This window comes from Bifidobacterium sp. WK012_4_13 (assembly GCF_041080835.1).
Classification (GTDB): Bacteria; Actinomycetota; Actinomycetes; order Actinomycetales; family Bifidobacteriaceae; genus Bombiscardovia; species Bombiscardovia fermentum.
In genome coordinates this window covers 187,863-206,800 of record NZ_CP129683.1, presented here as the reverse complement: position 1 = coordinate 206,800, position 18,938 = coordinate 187,863, and the positions used below count along the sequence as shown (strand labels likewise).

Here is an 18,938-nt window from a genome sequence, read left to right as displayed (position 1 = left end):
TCCTGCATTTCAGGATCTCTTATGATTCCGGAATCATCGCAACAACGCATGCCTGGAATACAACCATTCCGCAGACGATTCTCTGCATACACCTTGTCATTGGGTCCGACTTGCATGTTTTTGACACTTGGCCAAGTACAAACAGGCGAAAACGGTATGACGGCGGTCGGATTCAAGCCGCTTTGGGGCAATGATACTTGGCCAAGTGCCAAAAACTTGCAAAGTGGGCTCATAATACGATGGAACTGAAGCACATCACGATGTTTGCACGATTCATAATTCTCAGTTCGACATCAAGTTCACAAAACGCGCCAAACGCAGCATGGAATGACAACAACCCAACAAACGAGATACCTTACGGTGAACAAAACCATCGATTAGTCAGGCCATAATCTGATCAAGTCACGGAGCATGTCTGCTTGAAGACAGCCTCCGGAGTTAGTGAATCTTCCGCTTGAGAGTGTCCCGTGCGGTTTCCAGCTGTCGGATTCGCCGCTCGAGCGAATCAATCTGCGACCTCATCGCCTCTCGCAGTTCCTTGCACGCGACCGGACTGTCGCTATCCAGGCAGCCGCTTATCCTGCACAGTTGTTCGCTTGGTATCCCCGCCGCAAGCAGACAATGCAGCCGCTTGGCCCGAGGAATCTGCCTGGAATCATACTCTCGGTAGCCATTCGAAGTCTTCATCGCAGGAAGCAGGTCCTTGTCGCTGTAATAGCGAACCTGTCTGGTGGTCAGACCAGCCTCTCGTGCAAAACGACCAATACGCATCCGACGCCTCCGACTTGACCTTCACATTAGTGTCAAGGTTTAGCATACCGAAGTGCCTGACATTGCAGGCCGATCGACCAAGAAGGACCTCATCATATGAAACGACTCAATCTACTCACCTTCGCCGTACAGTTTCTGATCGGGACGGACACCTTCCTCGTGGCGCCCTTGCTGTCCCTGCTGACCAAGAAATTCGGCAACCCCAGCGACAGGGCAGGATGGATGATATCCGCCTATGCCATAGGCTACTGCATCACGGCGGTTTTCTCCGGCCCCATGTCCGACCGTTTCGACCGCAAGCGCGTACTCTGCATCGGCATGCTCGGATTCTCTCTGGCCACCACCGCCTGTGGAACAGCATGGTCATTCTCCTCCATGATCGCACTGCGATTCCTGGCAGGAGTAATGGCAGCCATCGGCTCGCCCCAAGTATGGGCAGCGATTCCACAGCTCGTGCCGAAGAACCACGTGGTCAGCGCGATGGCCGCCCCGACCCTTGGCCTCACCGTCGCGCAGATCGCCGGTGTGCCCATCGGCAGCTTTCTCGCAACACGGTCAACATCCGACCCCTTCTACGCAGTCGGGGCAGCGTCACTGCTGGCAACCATCGCGCTGAGCATATGGTTCCCAAGCGTCAATCCATCCGCATCGCACAAGCACATATCACAGCAGTACATGGCCCTGCTCCGCACACGGCACTCGCTCCCCCGCCTCGCGGCATATCTACTGTTCCAAACGGGCAACTTCGCCATCATGTCATTCATCGCCACATGGCTCTCCAAGGACTTCCAATTGAACACGGAAGGCATCGGCATGGTCATGATTGCGCTAGGCGCAGGCAACACCGCCGGAGCTCTCATCGGACCGAGAATCGTGGCCCGCATCGGACAATGGCCAGTGCTCTTCCTTGCCATGGGCGGATACGCGACCGCATACCTGCTACTTCCCCTAGGCACGGTCCTGGCCATTCCGGTGATGATACTCACCTGCACATTCTTCATCGGAGGCATGCTGTTCCCCGTATTCATGAACCTCTTGCAGTCGCTGACCACGACCGCACGGGGAACCGTATCCGCACTGGCGAACGTGCTCATGTACCTCGGCTCAACCATAGCCGGCATCATAGGAGGACCACTCCTTTCAACGCTGCCAGGATTCTGGTCAATCAGCATTCTCGCACTCATCACCACCGCCGGGTCGACACTGCTGTGGAAAAGCTCCGAAGGAACATGCATGCGAAGATAATCGGTGCAATGATGCCCTGCTTCATACGACCGTCAATTCATTGCTTATGGTCCCTATAGGTTGCTCCATTGCGACGTTCCGCCTGTGGATTCTTCATGCCAGGACCCCGATATGCCTGTGCGGCAGTCCCTGTGAAAGATGCGCGGCAATGATGTCTGGCGCAGTCAGCGCCGAGCCCACGACCACTGCCCACGCTCCCGCATCAAAGGCACCTGCTACATCTTCCGGGGTCCAAATTCCACCCTCAACGACCACAGGAACATTTACACTGTTGGAAAGCCGCTGTGCGAGCCGAAGGTCGGGACGATGAGCCCCCTTGCTTTGTGACGTATACCCCGCGAGCGTCGTCGCGACTATGTCAGCACCATTCGCGACTGCAGCGATGCCTTCTTCGTAGGTGGAAACATCGCCCATCACAAGTGCCCCTTGCATGTGAACGGCCTGAACGATCTCCGCGAAGGATTCCGCCGGACGAGAGCCTTCGGTAGCCTGTGCGGCAACGATGTCGGCACCTGCGGAAATTAGGGCGATGGCATCTTTGACACAGACGGTAATATATGTATCCATTCCCGATGCGCGATTTTTGTGAATTCCAATGATGGGTCGATCGCTGAGTCGCCGCAATTCTCGAACGACATCGACCCCATCGACACGGAAGCCGACCGCACCCCCAAGTTCAGCAGCCTTGGCCAGAGCCGCCAATGTCGATGGCGCCAAGAGCGGGCTGGCTGGATTCATGACTTGGGATGAAACGATAAGTCCATCCTTGAGTTTCGCGATAGAAGCATTCATTGTAAGCATTCCCCTTAATGTTGCCGACTCTGACGATCGCCAGATCTATAGACCGTGAATGAATACGAATACCTATCTCCTCGGTAGATGCTGCGAGCATATTCAACCCGTCGCCCACTCACATCGAAGGTGATCCGTGTAACTTCAAAGGCTGGACTGAATTCAGCACTGTCAAGTTGCCTCGCCTGTTCGGAATCCAACACGGTAGCGCGAATGGTCTGCTCTGCATGATCAAGTCGCAACGAAAAACGTCTCTCAAGAATCTCGTAGAGCGATCCCGCCAATGCGTCCTCTGCGATACCCGGCACGAGCTTGCTCGGAATATAGCTGTCTTCAACGCAGATCGGTATGTCGTCCGCAGTACGGATGCGGTGAAAGTGGGTGACTTCATCACGAGGGCTGATCGTAAGTGCGAACCCGATCTCTGCACCGGCAGGACTGCGATCCTCCTGAATGGAACGAGAGCCCGGGCGCAGTCTTCTCAGCCGCATATCTTCGCTGAACGAGCTCAGTTCAAGGGATTTAGAGATACGCTGATCCCTGACGAATGTCCCCGCGCCCTGTTTGCTGTATACAAGACCTTCGAACTCGAGCCGTTTCAATACCTGCCGCACGGTCATGCGTGATGTCGACAGCTCTTCAGCAAGTTCACGCTCTGTGGGCAGCTTGTCCTGAGGGCCCAATCCTTCATCGATGAGCGACAGAACGTGCTTGCGGATGACTTCGCTTTTGGTAAGTGTCGAGTCAGTTTTCTGTTGGGCATTGATCTTCATCTTCTATATCTCGAATCCTCTCGATTTATCCAAGGCGATGTGACATCACCAAGCTAATGGTATTTACCAATAACCATAATAACATGTATCCGCCATGTTACAAAGTCACATGTATTCCGTTACAAATACAACATATTCCCCGCTAATATGTCTTCCAAGAGCAACAAATGGTATATCCTAATTCCGTTGCTTGATTATCTTGACATAAGGAGCTTCACTCATGAATGGAACCATTAGGAAGAAAGTGGCTGCAATCATCACTGCGGTTACTGTCAGTGCCGTAGCCTTTTCGGGTTGCGGTTCCGGAACTTCGGAATCCTCATCCGGAAAAACCACCATCACCTTCTCATATCTCTGGACGGGTGAAGAGGCAAAAGCGCTTGAGAAGGTTGTTGACGATTTCAATGCCAGTCAATCCAAGATCGTCGTCAAGGCAGTCTCCAATCCTGACCAGACCAAGCAGCTTACATCGATGTCAAGCACCAGCGGGCAATTCGATGTGTCTGATTCGTTTGGCTCCAATGTAGGCTCTTGGGCATCAAAGGGAATTCTTGAACCGCTCGATGACTATGGATTCAATACCAGTGATTTCATCCCTTCGGTTCTTTCGCAGGATAAATACAAAGGCAAGCTGTATGCGATGCCGATTGCAGTGCAGGAATATAAGTTGCTGTACAACAAAGATGAGTTCAAGGCAGCCGGAATTACGAAGACCCCGACGACGATGGATGAGCTGGCCACAGACATAGCGAAACTTACAAAGACCAATGCCGATGGCACCATTACTCAACTCGGCCTTGGAACTTCGTCATCATATAATCTTCTCAGCACCCTTGCCTACGTATTTGGAGGGTCATGGGATGCCAACGGCAAACCGACACCGACGAATGCGGGCAACATTGCCGCACTTAACTGGTACAAGACGAATCTGCTTGATAGATACAAGGCAAGCAACATTACGAAGTTCGAATCTGGTTACGGTACCTATATGAGCGCTCAGGATCCTTTTTACACAGGAAAGATCGCGATGACGATCGATGGAGAATGGCAGTCAGCCAATATCAAGAAAGTCGCGCCAAAACTCAATTGGGGTGTCATAGACATTCCGATGGCGTCGTCGAAGCTAAGGAACACTACTCAGACATACAGCAGCATGTTCTTCATCCCGACAAATTCAAGGCACAAGCAAGAAGCGGCAACGTTCATAAAGTATTTGACAGGCGTAAAGGCAATGCGGACCTTTACCAAGGCGCTCGGCAATCTCCCTGCGCGCACCTCTCTGCTGGACGATCCTGCATATGATTCTTTGCCCGGCTTTGATGTATGGCTGCAAGGTCTGAAAAGCAAGAATGCCTTGTCGTTCGCGCCTGCCACATACACTGCGCAGTACCAGACCGATTTGACATCAGCGTTCAGTGACTTTGTGCTTGGCAAGACAAGCGCGAAGGAGACGCTCAGCTCAGTCGCCAAAAAGGCGGCAAGCTATGGCGACTAACATAGCGAATCACGAATCTGAAAGAAATGTGCGCAAGTCCAGCTCTCATGACGTGAATAAGATTCAGAATGCTCGTCATCCGATGAGTCCAGGCAAACGTCAGATTCTCAAAGGCCTGGCCTTCACATCCCCATTCATCGTCGGGTTCGTGCTTCTCATCGGGTATCCCATGATAGCTTCCGCTTTCTATAGTTTTACCGAATTCAGCATTTTTACCTCACCGAAATGGGTGGGGATGCAAAACTTTCTGCAACTGTCATCCGACTCCACATTTTGGAAAGCTTTGTTCAACACCATCATCCTAACGCTGATTGGCGTGCCTGCGACGATTGTCATCGGTCTGCTTGGCGCTCATATTCTGAACTTTTCAATACGCGGGCAGGCCGTGTGGCGCGGTCTTGTATATTTACCTGTTATAGTGCCGATGGTGGTGAGCAGCTATTTGTGGCGTTGGATGCTGAATTCGAAATATGGCTTCGTCAATTCCACACTTGCATTTTTCCACTTACCGCAACCTGATTGGCTGACAGAGCCCGCATGGGGAAAACCGGCCATTCTGCTCATCGCACTCTGGACAACAGGTCAGACGATAATCATCTACCTTGCTGCGCTGAGAGACGTGCCGAAAGATTTGTATGAAGCGGCACAGCTTGATGGCGCTGGCGCATGGAAGCGTTTCCTATACATCACATGGCCGCAGCTGACACCAATCACCCTTTTCCAAATCATTGTCGTGATGATCTCATATCTGCAGGTATTCACCCAACCGTATTTGCTGACCCAATCCACAGCAGTGGGAAATGGGTCAGCAGCCAGCGGAGGGCCGGGGAATTCGATGCTGAGCCTATCGATGTACCTTTTCCAGAATGCCTTTACCTATCTGAAAATGGGGTACGCGTCTGCGATGGCATGGGTGTTATTCATCATCACACTCGTAATCACATTACTTTTGATTTTATCTTCACGTAGATGGGTGCACTATGACAACTCCGCAGACTAGTACGCGACGGCCGACAATGACACCTCATATGGCAGCGGTATGGGTCGGGCAACGCTTGGCTCTCTTCCTGCTGCTGTTGGTGTTCTTTTTCCCATTCGTCGCCATGCTCACGACAGCTTTCAAAACGGATAGTGACATCTTCCACTCTCCACCGCAATTGCTGCCCACCGTTTGGACTTTGCAGAATTTTGCATCCGCTCTTCACACGATCCCATTCTGGTCATATCTGATCAACACACTCGTCATCTCAGGTTTGAGCGTATTGGGCGTGGTGCTGTCATGCCCATTGATAGCTTACGGGCTTTCAAAGGTGCATTGGCGCGGATCTCGCAGCTTGATGGTCGTGATACTCGCCACAATGATGCTGCCACCGCAGGTAACGATGATTCCGCTGTATCTCATGTGGAACAAGATCGGGCTATCGGACGGCATGGTTCCATTGGTCGTGCCGACTTTTCTCGGCGTCCCATTTCTGATCTATCTCATTCGTCAATTCTTCATGGCAGTCCCAGATGAGATCATCGAGGCGGCTCGTGTCGACGGAGCGAACGAACTGCGGATATATTGGTCCATCGTGCTGCCAATTGCTCGACCGGCACTCATAACATCCGCAGTCTTCCAATTCGTTTGGTCGTGGACGGATTTCATGAATCCACTCATCTATCTTGGAGATTCAAGCAAATACACGTTGTCCATCGGGCTCTATGCATTCTTCTCACAACATGGCGTCGAATGGGGACCCTTGATGGCTGCATGCGTATTGTTCACCATCCCAGCCTTCGTGATTTTCCTGCTAGCGCAGCGATACTTCATCAGCGGTATGGCAGCGGGGGCCCTGAAATGATGATCGATACCTTCGCTATGCAGAATCTATTGAAGGTAGATGCGGACTCATCTCGGATCGCCATTGGCATGGACATTGGCGGCACCAAGCTGGAGGCTGCGATTGTCACACTTTCAGGAGATGTCATCGAATCCGTGAAAGTTCCGACCGCCAGCAATGGTCCAGCAGTTCTGGCGCAAGCCATCGCAGTTGCAACGAATTTGAAAAGCATAGTCAACAGCCGAGGCATGGTCGCAGCTGCCTGCGGAGTGGGCACTGCCGGGGTCGTGGACAAGAACGCAATCGTGAGCGCCAACAGTCTCATTCCAGGATGGGCCGGTCAACCGCTGCAAGCGGAGCTTGAATCCCGACTCGGAATCCCCACACATGTGATCAACGACGTCTATGCAGTTGCAATCAGAGAGTGTCTCATTGGCGTGGGGCGCAATCAGCCATCCACGTTCGTCACTGCAGTCGGCACTGGTGTTGGCAGCGCACTCGTCCTGAATGGGAAGCTCTGGGAAGGTGAGCATGGTCTCGCCGGATCACTCGGACACATACCATCTATGGTGCGCGAAGGCAGGGCCTGTGCATGCGGTGCAATCGATCACGTTGAATCCTATGCAGGAGGACGTGCAATCGAGAAAGAGTTCGCCAAACGATGCGGCAGAAAAGTCAAGATGCCAGAGATTGCAGCCATGGCACGGTCAGGAGATACAATCGCCAACCAACTGCTGGACACAGCTGGGCTGGTCCTGGGACAGGCCTTGGCAAGCGTGGCGGCATTGATCGATCCAAAATGCGTCGTTCTGGACGGGGGGATGATGGCGCTTGGCGATTTACTGCTGAATCCGGTAAGGGAACTCATGAAACGTGAGGCAATGATCTCTGGACTTGCCATCCCATTGAGCGTAACGCCTACTGGAACACATGCGGGAGTAGTGGGAGCCGCCCTTCATGCATTATCGCAGGAAAACACACACAATGCGCCGTACGAACCAAGTCTCCATGACTGCAAGACAACCTAGCCATGAGACATCTTCATCTTCTTTGCACCAATGGGATTCCGCCTGCATATCGTCTACGATGGCAACGATGTCGCGCCATACCAGGCGTTCCCATCTTGACTATTCGGTAGGTGCCGGATTGGAAGATGTTTTCTCCTGGAACAGAGAAAACATCACGGCGAAAGTCTGACAACCAGACCGTTCTGTGCAATGGGGACTCATAGACACGAACAGTCAACAAGCTGTATGACTGTGGGGTTGCGCTGCTGAATCTATGATTTCGCCTCGCCCATTCCCTCAGCGACTTGTCCGCCGACATCCGTGCATTCTGTGCCAGTGGGATATTGTGGTCGTTAATATCCCCGTCCAAGCGTTTGAACCCGACTCCCCTTGACAACAAGAGATACAACAGGTCGACGAGATTCTACGTGCTCCCGTCTGGTCTTTCAAGCCTCGATGCGACCAGCACCTGTCACTCGCGAATGGTATCGAGCATGCAGTCAAGTTCGGGCCGGTGCACCTTCGCGAGAGCGTCGGTCTGCAACCGCTCTTGCTGTTCCAGTGCAGATACCCTGGAACAGCACACAATCATGGCCTTTATTGCATTTAAACTCATGAAGGCATCACGATTCTCCACATTGATAAACACACGAGTTTACGTACACCGTTCGGCATGGAAAACTGTCAGAAATGGCAGATCTTAGCACCGTATAGAAAACGGTCGCTTAGGATACGGGCTTTATTCTGTCTTTGCACTACCGGTCTTTTCGTCATTCCGGTCTGCAAACACCTTCCGCGCAACGTTTACTGCGTTGATGGTTCTTGGAAATCCGACATAGGGAACGCATTGAAGAATAGCCTCTATCACCTGCTTTTCGCTGATTCCCACGTTCAAAGCGCCATTGATATGGACTGTGAGTTCGGGAACGGTATCTCCCTGAGTGACGAGGCTCCCCAAGGTCACCAACTCACGCTGCATATGGTCAAGCTGAGGCCGCGTATAGATGTCCCCGAATGCGAACTCCACCACCCACTTACCCAGATCGGGCGCTATGTCTTTGAGTGAATCCACTACGGCTTGGCCACCAACGCCGTCAATGGAGGCCAGCGCCTCTGAGCCTGCTTCAAATCTCGATTTCGTCATAATGATCATTCCTTTCCACCGTGGCCGGCACCACACAGCGTAAAGTATGAACCAAGGTTCATAGCAAACTGCCCGGAAAGAGAAGGCCATGCTCATCAGCGAGGTGTCAGAAAAGACCGGCTTGCCAATCTCAACGCTGCGCTACTACGAACGGCGAGGCATACTCCAACCACAGAAGAACGCGTCCGGATACCGCAACTATTGCGACACTGACATTGCATGGATCGAGTTCATCCAGCGACTTCTCGAGATCGGAATGCCGTTAAACCAAGTCAAGGAATACTCGCGACTTCGTCAACAAGGCGACACGACGATACCCGACAGACTGAAACTGCTACATCAACAGAAAACCCTGCTCGCACAACAACAAACGAAAATCACATCGGAAATCGATTTTCTCGACCGAAAAATCAACACATACAATACAATGCTATGTGAACGGATCAGAAAATAGTCTGTTTGAAAAATGCCACACGAAAGACCCGAGCATATCGTGGAGACGCATTCGGAACGCAGGTGCAGCTTCTTCAAGCAACGCTTCTCTCGCTGTTGACATCAACAAGCTCGTCGAGGACGCGCTCCTGCTGCTTCGGCTCGGTCGAGCCTACTCGCGAGAGTGATCGCGTCCTATCACACAGGCACGAACCGACTGAGACATCTGCCCCAACTCCTTGGCGAGAAAGCCGATTGAATAAGTGGCAAATACGCTTACCAGACCCCACCGGCATGTAAGTCTCTCAGACATTGCGAACGCTCGGAAATATCCCTGAGCCAAACCTCCGGTGGAAACAGAACAAGTCACTGCCGACTATTAAAGAAATCCACATTGTCACGTCCCGACGAGCATCGTAAGGCATCTTATCTGCCTCCACCTCACGCAGTTCCCGGCCAGCCCACCACATCCAATCCATGCAGCGTGTCAGTCCTCCACGCCGAGCATGGCAGCGGCCTGCCCCAGTGACACGTCCAAGGCATCAAGCACTGTGTTTGCCATGTCGTCGTTCATCAGCAGACCTGCCTTGAACTGCAGCACCCGCTGGTCAAAGTTGGCCCGCATCGCCCACACCCCGTTGCGATAGAGCGCTGCCATCAGTGCGGTCGAGCCTTCAGGATGAGCGGTCACCAGTCCCATGATCACACCACGTTGGCGCACGCCTGCAAGGAAGCGATGGCGAGACTGGATTTCAGCCAGACGGTTCGAGAACAGTTCGCTCAGCCTGCTCACGTTGCGTCGGGTGGACTCTCGCGAAGTGATGTCAAGGACCTTGGTTCCCACGTAGCAGCCAAGCTCGGAGGTGCTGAACGATGTGGTTTGCGCGAAGCCGTCATCCTTGAGCCATTGCCCGGCACGGTCGTTCATGATAACTGCGCTTACCGGATAGTAGCCTCCCGACAGACCTTTTCCAGTAACGATCATGTCCGGTTCGGCACCATAGCCGACGGAACACCACATGGTGCCGCTTCGCATGAGACCGGTCTGCACTTCATCCGCGACATACAGGGCACCATAGCGATGTGCCAGCTCGGTGACAGCCTTGAAGTATCCTTCATGAGGAATGGGGAATCCCGCGGTGGCGGGCAGACTCTCCAGCAGCACGCATGCGGTGTCGTTCTGACGCAGCACCCCTTCAAGCTGGTCAAGGTCGTCATAGTCGACCTGGCTGAATTCGTCCGGGTTCGGCGTCGAATTGAAAAATGCCGCCTGATCCTGGGGCCCTGCCTGCATGGCGAAGCCCGTTGCTCCATGGAAGCAGCCGTGCACGGTGATGACCCGCCTGCGTCCTGTGGCATGGCGGGCGAATTTGATGGCCGAATCGATGGATTCGCCACCACCGGTATTGACATTCACATAGCGCATGTAATCGGGAGATACCTTCAGGAGCGCATCGACGAAGTCCATCTTGACCTGCGAGGGGAAATAATGATTTCCCGCATCATAACGTTCCGATCCCTCGACGAGGGCCTGCCGAACCTCAGGATTGCAGTGGCCAAGATTGAAGACGCCCCCGTTGATATGCATGTTGATGATCGTGCGACCGGACGCAAGATCCTCGAATTCGTATCCATGCCGGGGCCCGAGCACAATCTCAAGGCCATATTTGCGGAACAGGTCCACCCGCGAGGGATTCCATTCCTCACGCGCCTTGTCATAGATGGCTTCGGTTGCCTTCTGCCCCGAAGTGTCAAGGCCTTCCCCGGATGTCTGTGTGGAAAGGGCTGTATCAGTGGTATTTGGATTCATGATGATGCTCCTTGTCAGCGAATTTGCATGGTTATGGGATGAAGGCCCCGCGAGGAAGGCTACCGAGCCCCTGGCCGATCATCCAGACGGTGGTGTCGCACGTATTTCCTTGCCAGAATCGCGGTCCCCTTGCCAACGAATGCGACAAGCTCCGGTGTGATGGTGGTCGCCTCGTTGCTTCCCGGATCCGCGTTGGTCATGTGATAGAGCAGGGATTCGAACAGACCGATCCTGCGGATCATGATGAAGGTCGGTATCTCGCGTTCCTCCTGCTCGTCAAGCGGATACACCGTGCGATACCCGCTCACGATCGCATCCAAAACCGCAGGCAGATCAGGTCGATGCTCCATGAATCCGACGATGCCGGCGATGTCTGTCATGTACCAGCCCAAGCCGCAATCGTCGAAATCCAATACGGCGAGGCTGCCGTCGTCATCGAGCAGGTTCGCCGGACGCAGATCGCTATGTATGATCCCATAGCGCTCGGGCGATGTGCCGAAGGCCTTCAGACGTCGCTTCATGAGATCGCGGCAGCGGTCAATCGCCTCGATGTCATGTCTGCTGAGCATGCTGTCAATGTCCCAATAATGGCTTCCATAATAGTTGTTCCATTGCTCCCCGAAGGTCGCATCCCAATTCCATTCGATGCGATGCGCGATGTCGGCACGATGAGTTGGGGTCCATGAGAGGGAGTCGCGGCGGAGAATCGCTGCGATTGCACCGATGGAACGATACAGCCTCTCGTCATTCGGCGAGAGGGTCGTTGCCTTGCCTCCGCCCGTCGTGGCGATGTTGAGCTTGCCTCGCGTCCCGATCGCATCGTAGAGCATCGCAGCGCCACGGGTGAGCGGAATGGTCAGCGAATCAGGCATCGATGCAAGTCGAAGCATCAGTTTGCTGAGCGATTCGGTGTCATCCGTTGAATCGCGTGGTGCGCTTCCTGACACGAAGGTGAAGCAGACCACATTGCGCTGAGTGCCGATATCAGGGCAGTCGATGTTCTGTATGCAATTACCGTCGAGCCCCGGAATCGGGGTGGCAAGGCGAAGCTCCGTGACCTTTCGCAATTCCTCGATCCATTGGAGTTCGACCTCGATGGAGTCGCTCTGCGCATAGTCAAGCCGGTGCACGCGCATGACGAAGCGTTGGTCACGCCCGCTCTCGCTACGATGGCAGTCAATCCGGAATGTGGCGTTTTCCGTGAGGTTGAGGAGCGTGATCTCACATGATTGCGCATCGTATCCCCAGCGAGACAACGCTCTGGAGGCGACGTCAAAGAAGTGAGCCTTCTGGCGCTCAAGAGGCAGTTCGTTGAAGTGCTGCTGCGCTGCCGATATCATAGACCCTCCTAGGAAACATCGTGATGAGTCGCACGTTGAACCGCGATCATTCTGGAGAACGTACCACATATCATACTATTAAATTGTATACAATCTATAATAGCGATGGCGTGAGTCCTCCCGATATCCTCCCCGTAAACGAGGGGTTACGACGACCACACGCCATTCGAAATGCCACGCTGGCACCTGGATTCGAGCAATTGGCACCCCTTACGTACTATTGGTACGGAAAAAGCAGATGGAGCAGACTCATGACGCAGACCGACACCTTCAACGAATTCGACATTCTCGACGATCCACGACAGCTGCCCCGCTACATGTACATATGCTCAAAGGAAATCATCAAGGCCTACACCCCATACCTTGAGCCGCTCAATCTCACCTATACGCAATATCTGACGATGATTGCGCTCTGGGATGCCTACGACGGAGAAGAAGACGGTGGCAAAGGAGACGATCGCGAAGGACACGATCGCGAAGGACACAATCGCGACAAGGGCCGCAAAGGCGGGGCTCCCAACGTGAAGGAGCTTGGAACGACTCTGTACCTTGACTCAGGGACGCTCACTCCCCTGCTCAAGAAACTCGAAGCCGAGGGATTCATCACACGTCGGCGCTCGAAGGTCGACGAACGCAGCGTTAACGTCGAGCTGACCGCCAAGGGTCTGGCGCTCCGTGCGAAGACCATCGGCATCTCCGGTCAGATTCTTTCCAGGGTGGGACTGACGCAGAGCGAGGCCGTGACGCTCTTCCGATTGCTGCGCAAGTCGTTGAGCAATCTTTCCGAGTAGCGGATCCCTCACTCAGTCAGCGCTCCACGCCCAGCTGCATCGCTTCGAGATTCCCGACGGTGCGGCGACCACGCATGTCCGGCCATCCGGCGCCGCGGACCGCAATCCTTGTGTGCCCATGACGGTGTTACGTAGCGGAAACACAGTGCGCTTTGCCGATGTCTTTCATGTGTATACTCCAGTTTCAATCGCACACAATCAAATTGGATTCATTTGAATCGCGATCAGCGGGATTCATCGCACTGTCTCGTCGTTCCTCTCGATGAATGCGCTGCAACGGTTGACACTGCCGGTTCGTCTCACGCATCCAAGACATGCATGAGGCACCGCGACAGCAATGGAGGAGATGATATCGCATGACATCGAGAGCATATGAAGCCGGCATCGCGTCCAATCCGTCGGCTGCCGCCACGAATGATGCCGCAGCGGATACAACGGGCACAAGGGGCGGAACCGCCTATGCGACCTCACCCTATCGATGGGTCGTGCTGATCGCGGCAATACCGATGTTCGCCATCACGCAGATGTACTGGCTGACCTTCTCGACCATCTCCCCGCAGGCAGCGGCCTTCTATCACACCACTCCCCTGGCGATCGCCTCACTGTCGATGAGCTACATGATCGCCTACATCATATTCTCCATGCCAGCGTCGATGCTTTGTGATCGGAAGGGAATCCGCGCATGCTTCGCGCTGGCGGCGCTGCTGACATCGGTCTTCGCCTTGACGCGCGGACTGCTGTATTGGAGCTTCCCCCTGGTGGTTCTCAGCCAATTGGGCCTCGCCATCGCCCAGCCATTCGTCATGAATCCTTTGACCAAGCTGGCCGCAAACTGGTTCCCGGTCAATCAGCGTGCGACGGTAACCGGCATCGGTTCCGTTGCAGGCTACGTCGGCATCGCCGTGGCGACCGCAACGACCCCGGGGCTGTATCGCTCGCTGGGGATGGGAGGCATGCTCAAAGGCATGGGATATGCCGCTGTGGCGTGCTCCCTGCTGCTCGTGGCATTGATGAAGGAGGAGCCCAAGGTCCCCGCAGGCCCGAAGGCGCAACGTGACGGCAGATTTTCCCTTCGTGACGCAATGGCGCTGCGTCACAATCATGACTATATGCTGCTGCTTGTCGCCGTGATGATCGCACTCGGAGTCTTCAACGCACTGCTCACCGCACTATCAGACATGTTCGTCTCGCACGGCATAGACAGCGATCAAAGCGGTGTCATCGGAACGGCCATCATCATCGGCGGCGTGGTGCTGCCGCTTGCCAGCGACCGAACGGGTCGCCGCAAGACGTTCATCGTATTTTCGATGACGATCGCGATCGCAGCCATCGCAGGACTCTCCTATATGAGCGCATATCCGTTGCTGGTGACGTGTGGCGCGTTCGCTGGATTCTTCATCATGGGCGCAGGGCCACTCATCTTCGAATACGGCACGGAGATCGCCTATCCGATACCGGAGAGCACCTCATATGGCTTGCTCATGGGATCGGGCCAAGTGACCGGGATCCTCTTCATTCTGCTGATGTATGGCCTTCAGCTGCCGAACAAGTCCATGGCCATCCCGCTGAGCGTGATGATCGCGCTGATGGTCGTCGCGGCATTCGCTGCCATTCGCGTTCGCGAATCGACCCTGCTGACGGACAACGCTCACGCCAAGGACACCGACATGCCGTGAGCGTCAGCTCCACTATGAGACATAGCTCCAATAGAGCTCAGCCGCATGGGCGATTGCATCCACTGGCACGCTTTCGTTAACCCCATGCACGCATGTCGGATCGCCCGGCCCGCAGATGATGATGGGAACGCGCCGCCGCAGACGCTCGGCAAAGATGGAAGCCTCAGTGAAATATGTGACGGGCTGAAGATCGCGTCTCCCACGAAGCGATGCCACCCATGAATCATCGGGATCGGTCCAGACCGGTGCGAGGGAAAGCTCGACCTCCACCTCGTCAATGGTGTCGAGTCCCTTCAGATAGCCGACTATCGCGGCACTGTGGTCGCCGACGATTCGCAAATCCAATGTCGCCGAACAACGGTCGGGAACGATGTTGGGAACCTCTCCTCCGGCTATGGTTCCCAGGTTGCAGGTCTCTGCGCCAAGGCGAGGATCGTCTTCCAGTGGAATGCCTTTGAATTGCAACGCCGCCCGGGCCATGCGCAGAATCGCATTGACTCCAAGACCTGGATTGCTCCCATGCGCCGCCTTCCCCATGGAGGTGGCTCGAAGCCATAGCGCTCCCCTATGCCCGAATCTGATGATGTTGTCCGTCGATTCCATGATGACCATGCCCGCGATGTTCACACCGTCAAGCAGCTCCACGGCAGAGGGCGCTCCAAGGCAGCCGATTTCCTCATCCTTGGTGATTGCCACAACGCAGGGAATGGATTCATGACAGGCCCGTTCGAACACTGCCAAGGCCGCGGCCAAGCCGCTCTTCATATCCGACGATCCCCTGCCGAACAGACGCCCCTCGCGCACCTCCGGCTCACATGGAGGGCTCTGCCATGACTGCAGGTCCATGGGAGGCACAGTGTCGATATGGCCGACGAAAACGACGGACTGCGAACCATCGTCGACGCCCGTCCTGCAGATGGCGCTCATGCGATTGTCCGCGATTCGTACCGAGGCACCCGGAATCATTGCGACTCGTTCGAGAATCGCACCGAAGGTCGAGTCCTGTTCCCTCGAACCGGAGACGGATGGCATCGCTATCAGTCTCTTGGCGAGCTCAATCGCTCGCTCGGTCATCTCTGCGCATTCATCGACCATGCCGACCCCTTCCGATTGCCTCACTCTACAACACCGGCTTTTCCATATGCGTCTCTCTGGGAATGCGATCAAGAATAGTCGAAACCATGTTCACCGCCCAGACGATGTTGCCAGCCGACCGCATCTCAGGCAGATCGTTCGGCTGGTGCAGTCTCTCCCTGTCGTTGATCGTCATATACACGGTCGGGACTCCCGCCATATGGAAACTGGCATCGTCGGTCCCCTTCATCGGTGGGAACCTGGTAATCACATCCATGTCGCGTCCCGAGTCCCGGTTGTATGCCTTCACCTCGGAATCGAAGCGATAGGCGAGATCCTCCGGTGCCGAGAACAGTTCGACGAAGTCCGCACGTCCAAGCCCGTCGATGTTATACACAAAGTGGATGTTCTTAAGATCCGACGCATGCTCCACATAGTGCCGGGACCCTCCAAGATGCCATTCCTCCGCGGTGAAGAAGATGATGCGGACTCGATAGGGGCGGGGATGGGATGCCAGGGCCTGAGCAAGTTCGAGAAGCGCAATGGTTCCGCTGCCATTGTCATAGGCGCCGCGGGTGTTGTAATACGTATCGTAGTGGGCGCACAGCACGACGCATGGCGCAGCGGTGTTATCCACAGCAGTGCCATTCACAGCAATGCCATCCGTTCCTGGAATGTCGACGATGATGTTGTCCGAGATTGCGTTGCCGCCGTCGCTGCAATCGCATGCGAACGATATCTCAGGAACGATTCCTTGACGGATCCATTCGAGAAGGCGTTCGCCATCCTCATGGGATATGGAAAGATGAGGCAATGTCGCATCGTAGCCAGCCGGCAGAGGCTGCGGTGCAGCAGGACCCGCATCCCTGCTCAGCACATACCCCACAGGCTCCCCGTCTGCGTCGAGAGCCACGAAGCGTTTCCAGACCATCGAGTCTCCCCAAAGGCCGCAAGGTCCGAGATACTCGACGCTCGCATGCACCGTGCCAGCGGTGGCGCCGCTCCAGAGCATGGGCCATGCCTCGATATGCTGCTGCACAGGGGCGACCAGGTCAATCCCATGACGCGTACCTGGATCCCATGCCGGCAGGTCCACCGTCTGCAGTTCAGGTTGCAACCCGGTGCGTTCAAGCAGCTCTGCGCAGATCCAATCGGCGGCATCATGATTGCCTTTCGTGCCGTGAAAGCGGCAGCCGAAGGAGACCAATCTGGTCAATTCGTCATAGGCGATCTCATCCGTAAGGCTCACATTCGAATCAGACATCACATTCCCTCTCATAGTTCATGACCCTTCACATCCATGGAATACATCCATGGAATCCACTGGGGTCGTATGTCACAGCAGCATCATCGCATCCATGACCTGGACGAACCAGGCCCATAGGCACTGTCGTGAAAATCGGATTCCGCTTCGAGCATGCCGTTGCACCACGTTTCCAGTCGTCTGTCCTGGATGCGGTCATCGATCTCATTGACCGATTCATTCCAGAACGACACGGATCGATGGAAGTCCGAATTCACATGCATGCCAATCCAGTCATGCAGGGCCGGGAACCTCGTGGTCCTATGCTGCTTCCAGGCCGTATAGCACCACTGCTGGTAGAGGTTCTCCGCGGCAAACATCGATGAGGCAAACGCAGGGTACCCTCCCGCGCCCACGATCTTGGTCACATGTCCGCTCAGAATGTCGTCAGACTTGAGACCAGAGACTTCCTTGGCGCTCAGATTCAGCAGACCGGCGAGATAGGGAAGCTGCACATCCCTGAGGTCGGCGATGATGCCCCTCCAATCCTCAATCCGGTGCCTTGGGGCTGCCACGATGAGTTCGCCCATCAAACCCTGAACAGTGCATACGAAGCGCAATTCATGTGCGATGTATGACTGCCATACCTGTGAATCCAACTGACCCGAACTGGCATCCTTGATGAACCTGCAGCTTCTGCTTCTATCGAAGGCCTCACTGCAATTCATGAGCAGCTGTCGAGCGCGGGTCACTGACGATCCCTCGCCCATTACTCGGTCAGCCAATCCGCAAGACCCGCGAACAGACGGTTATATCCATCCCACTGCTGCGAGAATTCTGACGGCGCCCAGTGCGGTGCGCAATCACTCGTGAAGACTGCCGAACGTCCCTTGCCCTGCTGCGAAACGGCGACCAGAGGATCGCGATCTTCACCGACCACCGCCAGCAGTTCGGCGCCATCGCGAAGTCCGACCTTGTTATAGCCCAGCAGGCGTGGCCATGATTCTCCGGCATCGCCAAGGGCAGGATGCTCGGGATGGAGCACGACGGGATCGACGCCCTCGGGACGCTCCATTCTGTCATCCTCGGGAAGCAGGGTCACCGGCAGAACGTCGGTGATCGCAGTATTCGCATAGTTGGCCTTGGCCTCGAAGCCTGTGAACGAAAGATACCCCCCTATCATCAGGAGCGAACCGCCTTCACGCACCCATGAGCTCAGCGTCTGGATTCTATTCTTCCCGACTATCGAATGCTGGAAAACGTCCGGCGCCAGTTGCAGAGAATTCGCGCCGATGTCCGAAAGGATGACCAGGTCATAGGCATCCAGCTGCTCGAAGGTCTCGGGGAAGGCTGTGGGAACCATATGTGCTGGCATGTGCTCGACCTCATATCCGGCCCCCTTCAGCGCCGCCTTGAGCTCGATACCCGCCTCCTCATAGGAGCACACGGTGAACTCGTCGACACCCTTGGTTTCCGTAGTCCGTATCATCCAGCTTTCGCCGGCCAGCAGTACTTTCTTCAT

18 protein-coding genes are annotated in these 18,938 nt (G+C 55.0%); 8 read left to right on the top strand and 10 right to left on the bottom strand.

Annotated elements, in window-relative coordinates; translation table 11 throughout:
- Positions 1–438 precede the first annotated feature (438 nt).
- Entirely contained in the window at positions 439–771 is a 333-nt protein-coding gene (locus QN062_RS00815; RefSeq protein ID WP_369341755.1) for a MerR family transcriptional regulator, read from the bottom strand.
- Between the two features lie 96 nt (positions 772–867).
- Between QN062_RS00815 and QN062_RS00810 the strand changes: the two genes are divergently transcribed.
- A complete protein-coding gene (locus QN062_RS00810) occupies positions 868–2,016 on the top strand; it encodes an MFS transporter (protein ID WP_369341754.1) in 1,149 nt (382 codons plus the stop codon).
- Positions 2,017–2,109: 93 nt separating this feature from the next.
- Here QN062_RS00810 and QN062_RS00805 read toward each other — a convergent pair whose 3' ends face one another.
- Together QN062_RS00805 and QN062_RS00800 are read right to left on the bottom strand one after the other, a co-directional pair.
- Entirely contained in the window at positions 2,110–2,808 is a 699-nt protein-coding gene (locus QN062_RS00805) for an N-acetylmannosamine-6-phosphate 2-epimerase (protein WP_369341753.1), read from the bottom strand.
- A gap of 14 nt (positions 2,809–2,822) precedes the next feature.
- Positions 2,823–3,581 (bottom strand): GntR family transcriptional regulator, encoded by a 759-nt coding sequence (locus QN062_RS00800; RefSeq protein WP_369341752.1) that lies wholly within the window; start codon positions 3,579–3,581, stop codon positions 2,823–2,825.
- Between the two features lie 220 nt (positions 3,582–3,801).
- On the opposite strand from QN062_RS00800, the gene QN062_RS00795 reads away from it, so the two are divergent.
- Genes QN062_RS00795 through QN062_RS00780 form a run of 4 tightly spaced genes read left to right on the top strand, consistent with a single transcriptional unit; the run spans position 3,802 to position 7,927 of the window.
- The gene (locus tag QN062_RS00795; RefSeq protein ID WP_369341751.1) at positions 3,802–5,076 is read left to right on the top strand and encodes an ABC transporter substrate-binding protein; all 1,275 of its coding nucleotides are present in this window, start codon (positions 3,802–3,804) and stop codon (positions 5,074–5,076) included.
- Positions 5,066–6,076, top strand: a complete 1,011-nt coding sequence (locus QN062_RS00790; RefSeq protein WP_369341750.1) for a carbohydrate ABC transporter permease — start codon at positions 5,066–5,068, stop codon at positions 6,074–6,076. The genes QN062_RS00795 and QN062_RS00790 overlap by 11 nt, the downstream gene beginning before the upstream one ends.
- 28 nt (positions 6,077–6,104) lie before the next feature.
- Complete coding sequence (locus tag QN062_RS00785; RefSeq protein WP_369341749.1) at positions 6,105–6,920, top strand: carbohydrate ABC transporter permease; 816 nt, start codon at positions 6,105–6,107, stop codon at positions 6,918–6,920.
- A gap of 17 nt (positions 6,921–6,937) precedes the next feature.
- The gene (locus QN062_RS00780; RefSeq protein WP_369341748.1) at positions 6,938–7,927 is read left to right on the top strand and encodes an ROK family protein; all 990 of its coding nucleotides are present in this window, start codon (positions 6,938–6,940) and stop codon (positions 7,925–7,927) included.
- 718 nt (positions 7,928–8,645) lie between these two features.
- Here QN062_RS00780 and QN062_RS00775 read toward each other — a convergent pair.
- The gene (locus tag QN062_RS00775) at positions 8,646–9,050 is read right to left on the bottom strand and encodes a carboxymuconolactone decarboxylase family protein (RefSeq protein WP_369341747.1); all 405 of its coding nucleotides are present in this window, start codon (positions 9,048–9,050) and stop codon (positions 8,646–8,648) included.
- Positions 9,051–9,138: 88 nt separating this feature from the next.
- Here QN062_RS00775 and QN062_RS00770 point away from each other — a divergent pair, with 88 nt between their 5' ends.
- Positions 9,139–9,504, top strand: coding sequence for a MerR family transcriptional regulator (locus tag QN062_RS00770; protein WP_369341746.1), 366 nt, complete (start codon positions 9,139–9,141; stop codon positions 9,502–9,504).
- Between the two features lie 465 nt (positions 9,505–9,969).
- On the opposite strand, the gene QN062_RS00765 is transcribed toward QN062_RS00770, so the two are convergent.
- A complete protein-coding gene (locus tag QN062_RS00765) occupies positions 9,970–11,292 on the bottom strand; it encodes an aminotransferase class III-fold pyridoxal phosphate-dependent enzyme (protein ID WP_369341745.1) in 1,323 nt (440 codons plus the stop codon).
- A 59-nt stretch (positions 11,293–11,351) separates the two neighbouring features.
- On the bottom strand, positions 11,352–12,632 hold the full coding sequence (locus QN062_RS00760; RefSeq protein WP_369341744.1) for a phosphotransferase enzyme family protein: 1,281 nt from the start codon (positions 12,630–12,632) through the stop codon (positions 11,352–11,354).
- Between the two features lie 251 nt (positions 12,633–12,883).
- Between QN062_RS00760 and QN062_RS00755 the strand changes: the two genes are divergently transcribed.
- Positions 12,884–13,423, top strand: coding sequence for a MarR family winged helix-turn-helix transcriptional regulator (locus QN062_RS00755; RefSeq protein ID WP_369341743.1), 540 nt, complete (start codon positions 12,884–12,886; stop codon positions 13,421–13,423).
- Positions 13,424–13,779: 356 nt separating this feature from the next.
- A complete protein-coding gene (locus QN062_RS00750) occupies positions 13,780–15,099 on the top strand; it encodes an MFS transporter (RefSeq protein WP_369341742.1) in 1,320 nt (439 codons plus the stop codon).
- 12 nt (positions 15,100–15,111) lie between these two features.
- Here QN062_RS00750 and QN062_RS00745 read toward each other — a convergent pair whose 3' ends face one another.
- The 4 genes from QN062_RS00745 to QN062_RS00730 form a co-directional block, all read right to left on the bottom strand.
- Positions 15,112–16,194 carry a M20 family metallopeptidase gene (locus QN062_RS00745; RefSeq protein WP_369341741.1) on the bottom strand — a complete coding sequence of 361 codons (1,083 nt, stop codon included), beginning with the start codon at positions 16,192–16,194 and terminating at the stop codon, positions 15,112–15,114.
- 25 nt (positions 16,195–16,219) lie between these two features.
- Positions 16,220–17,437 carry a M20/M25/M40 family metallo-hydrolase gene (locus QN062_RS00740; RefSeq protein WP_369341740.1) on the bottom strand — a complete coding sequence of 406 codons (1,218 nt, stop codon included), beginning with the start codon at positions 17,435–17,437 and terminating at the stop codon, positions 16,220–16,222.
- Positions 17,438–17,520: 83 nt separating this feature from the next.
- A complete protein-coding gene (locus QN062_RS00735) occupies positions 17,521–18,168 on the bottom strand; it encodes a hypothetical protein (protein ID WP_369341739.1) in 648 nt (215 codons plus the stop codon).
- Positions 18,169–18,185: 17 nt separating this feature from the next.
- Complete coding sequence (locus tag QN062_RS00730) at positions 18,186–18,938, bottom strand: glutamine amidotransferase (protein WP_369341738.1); 753 nt, start codon at positions 18,936–18,938, stop codon at positions 18,186–18,188.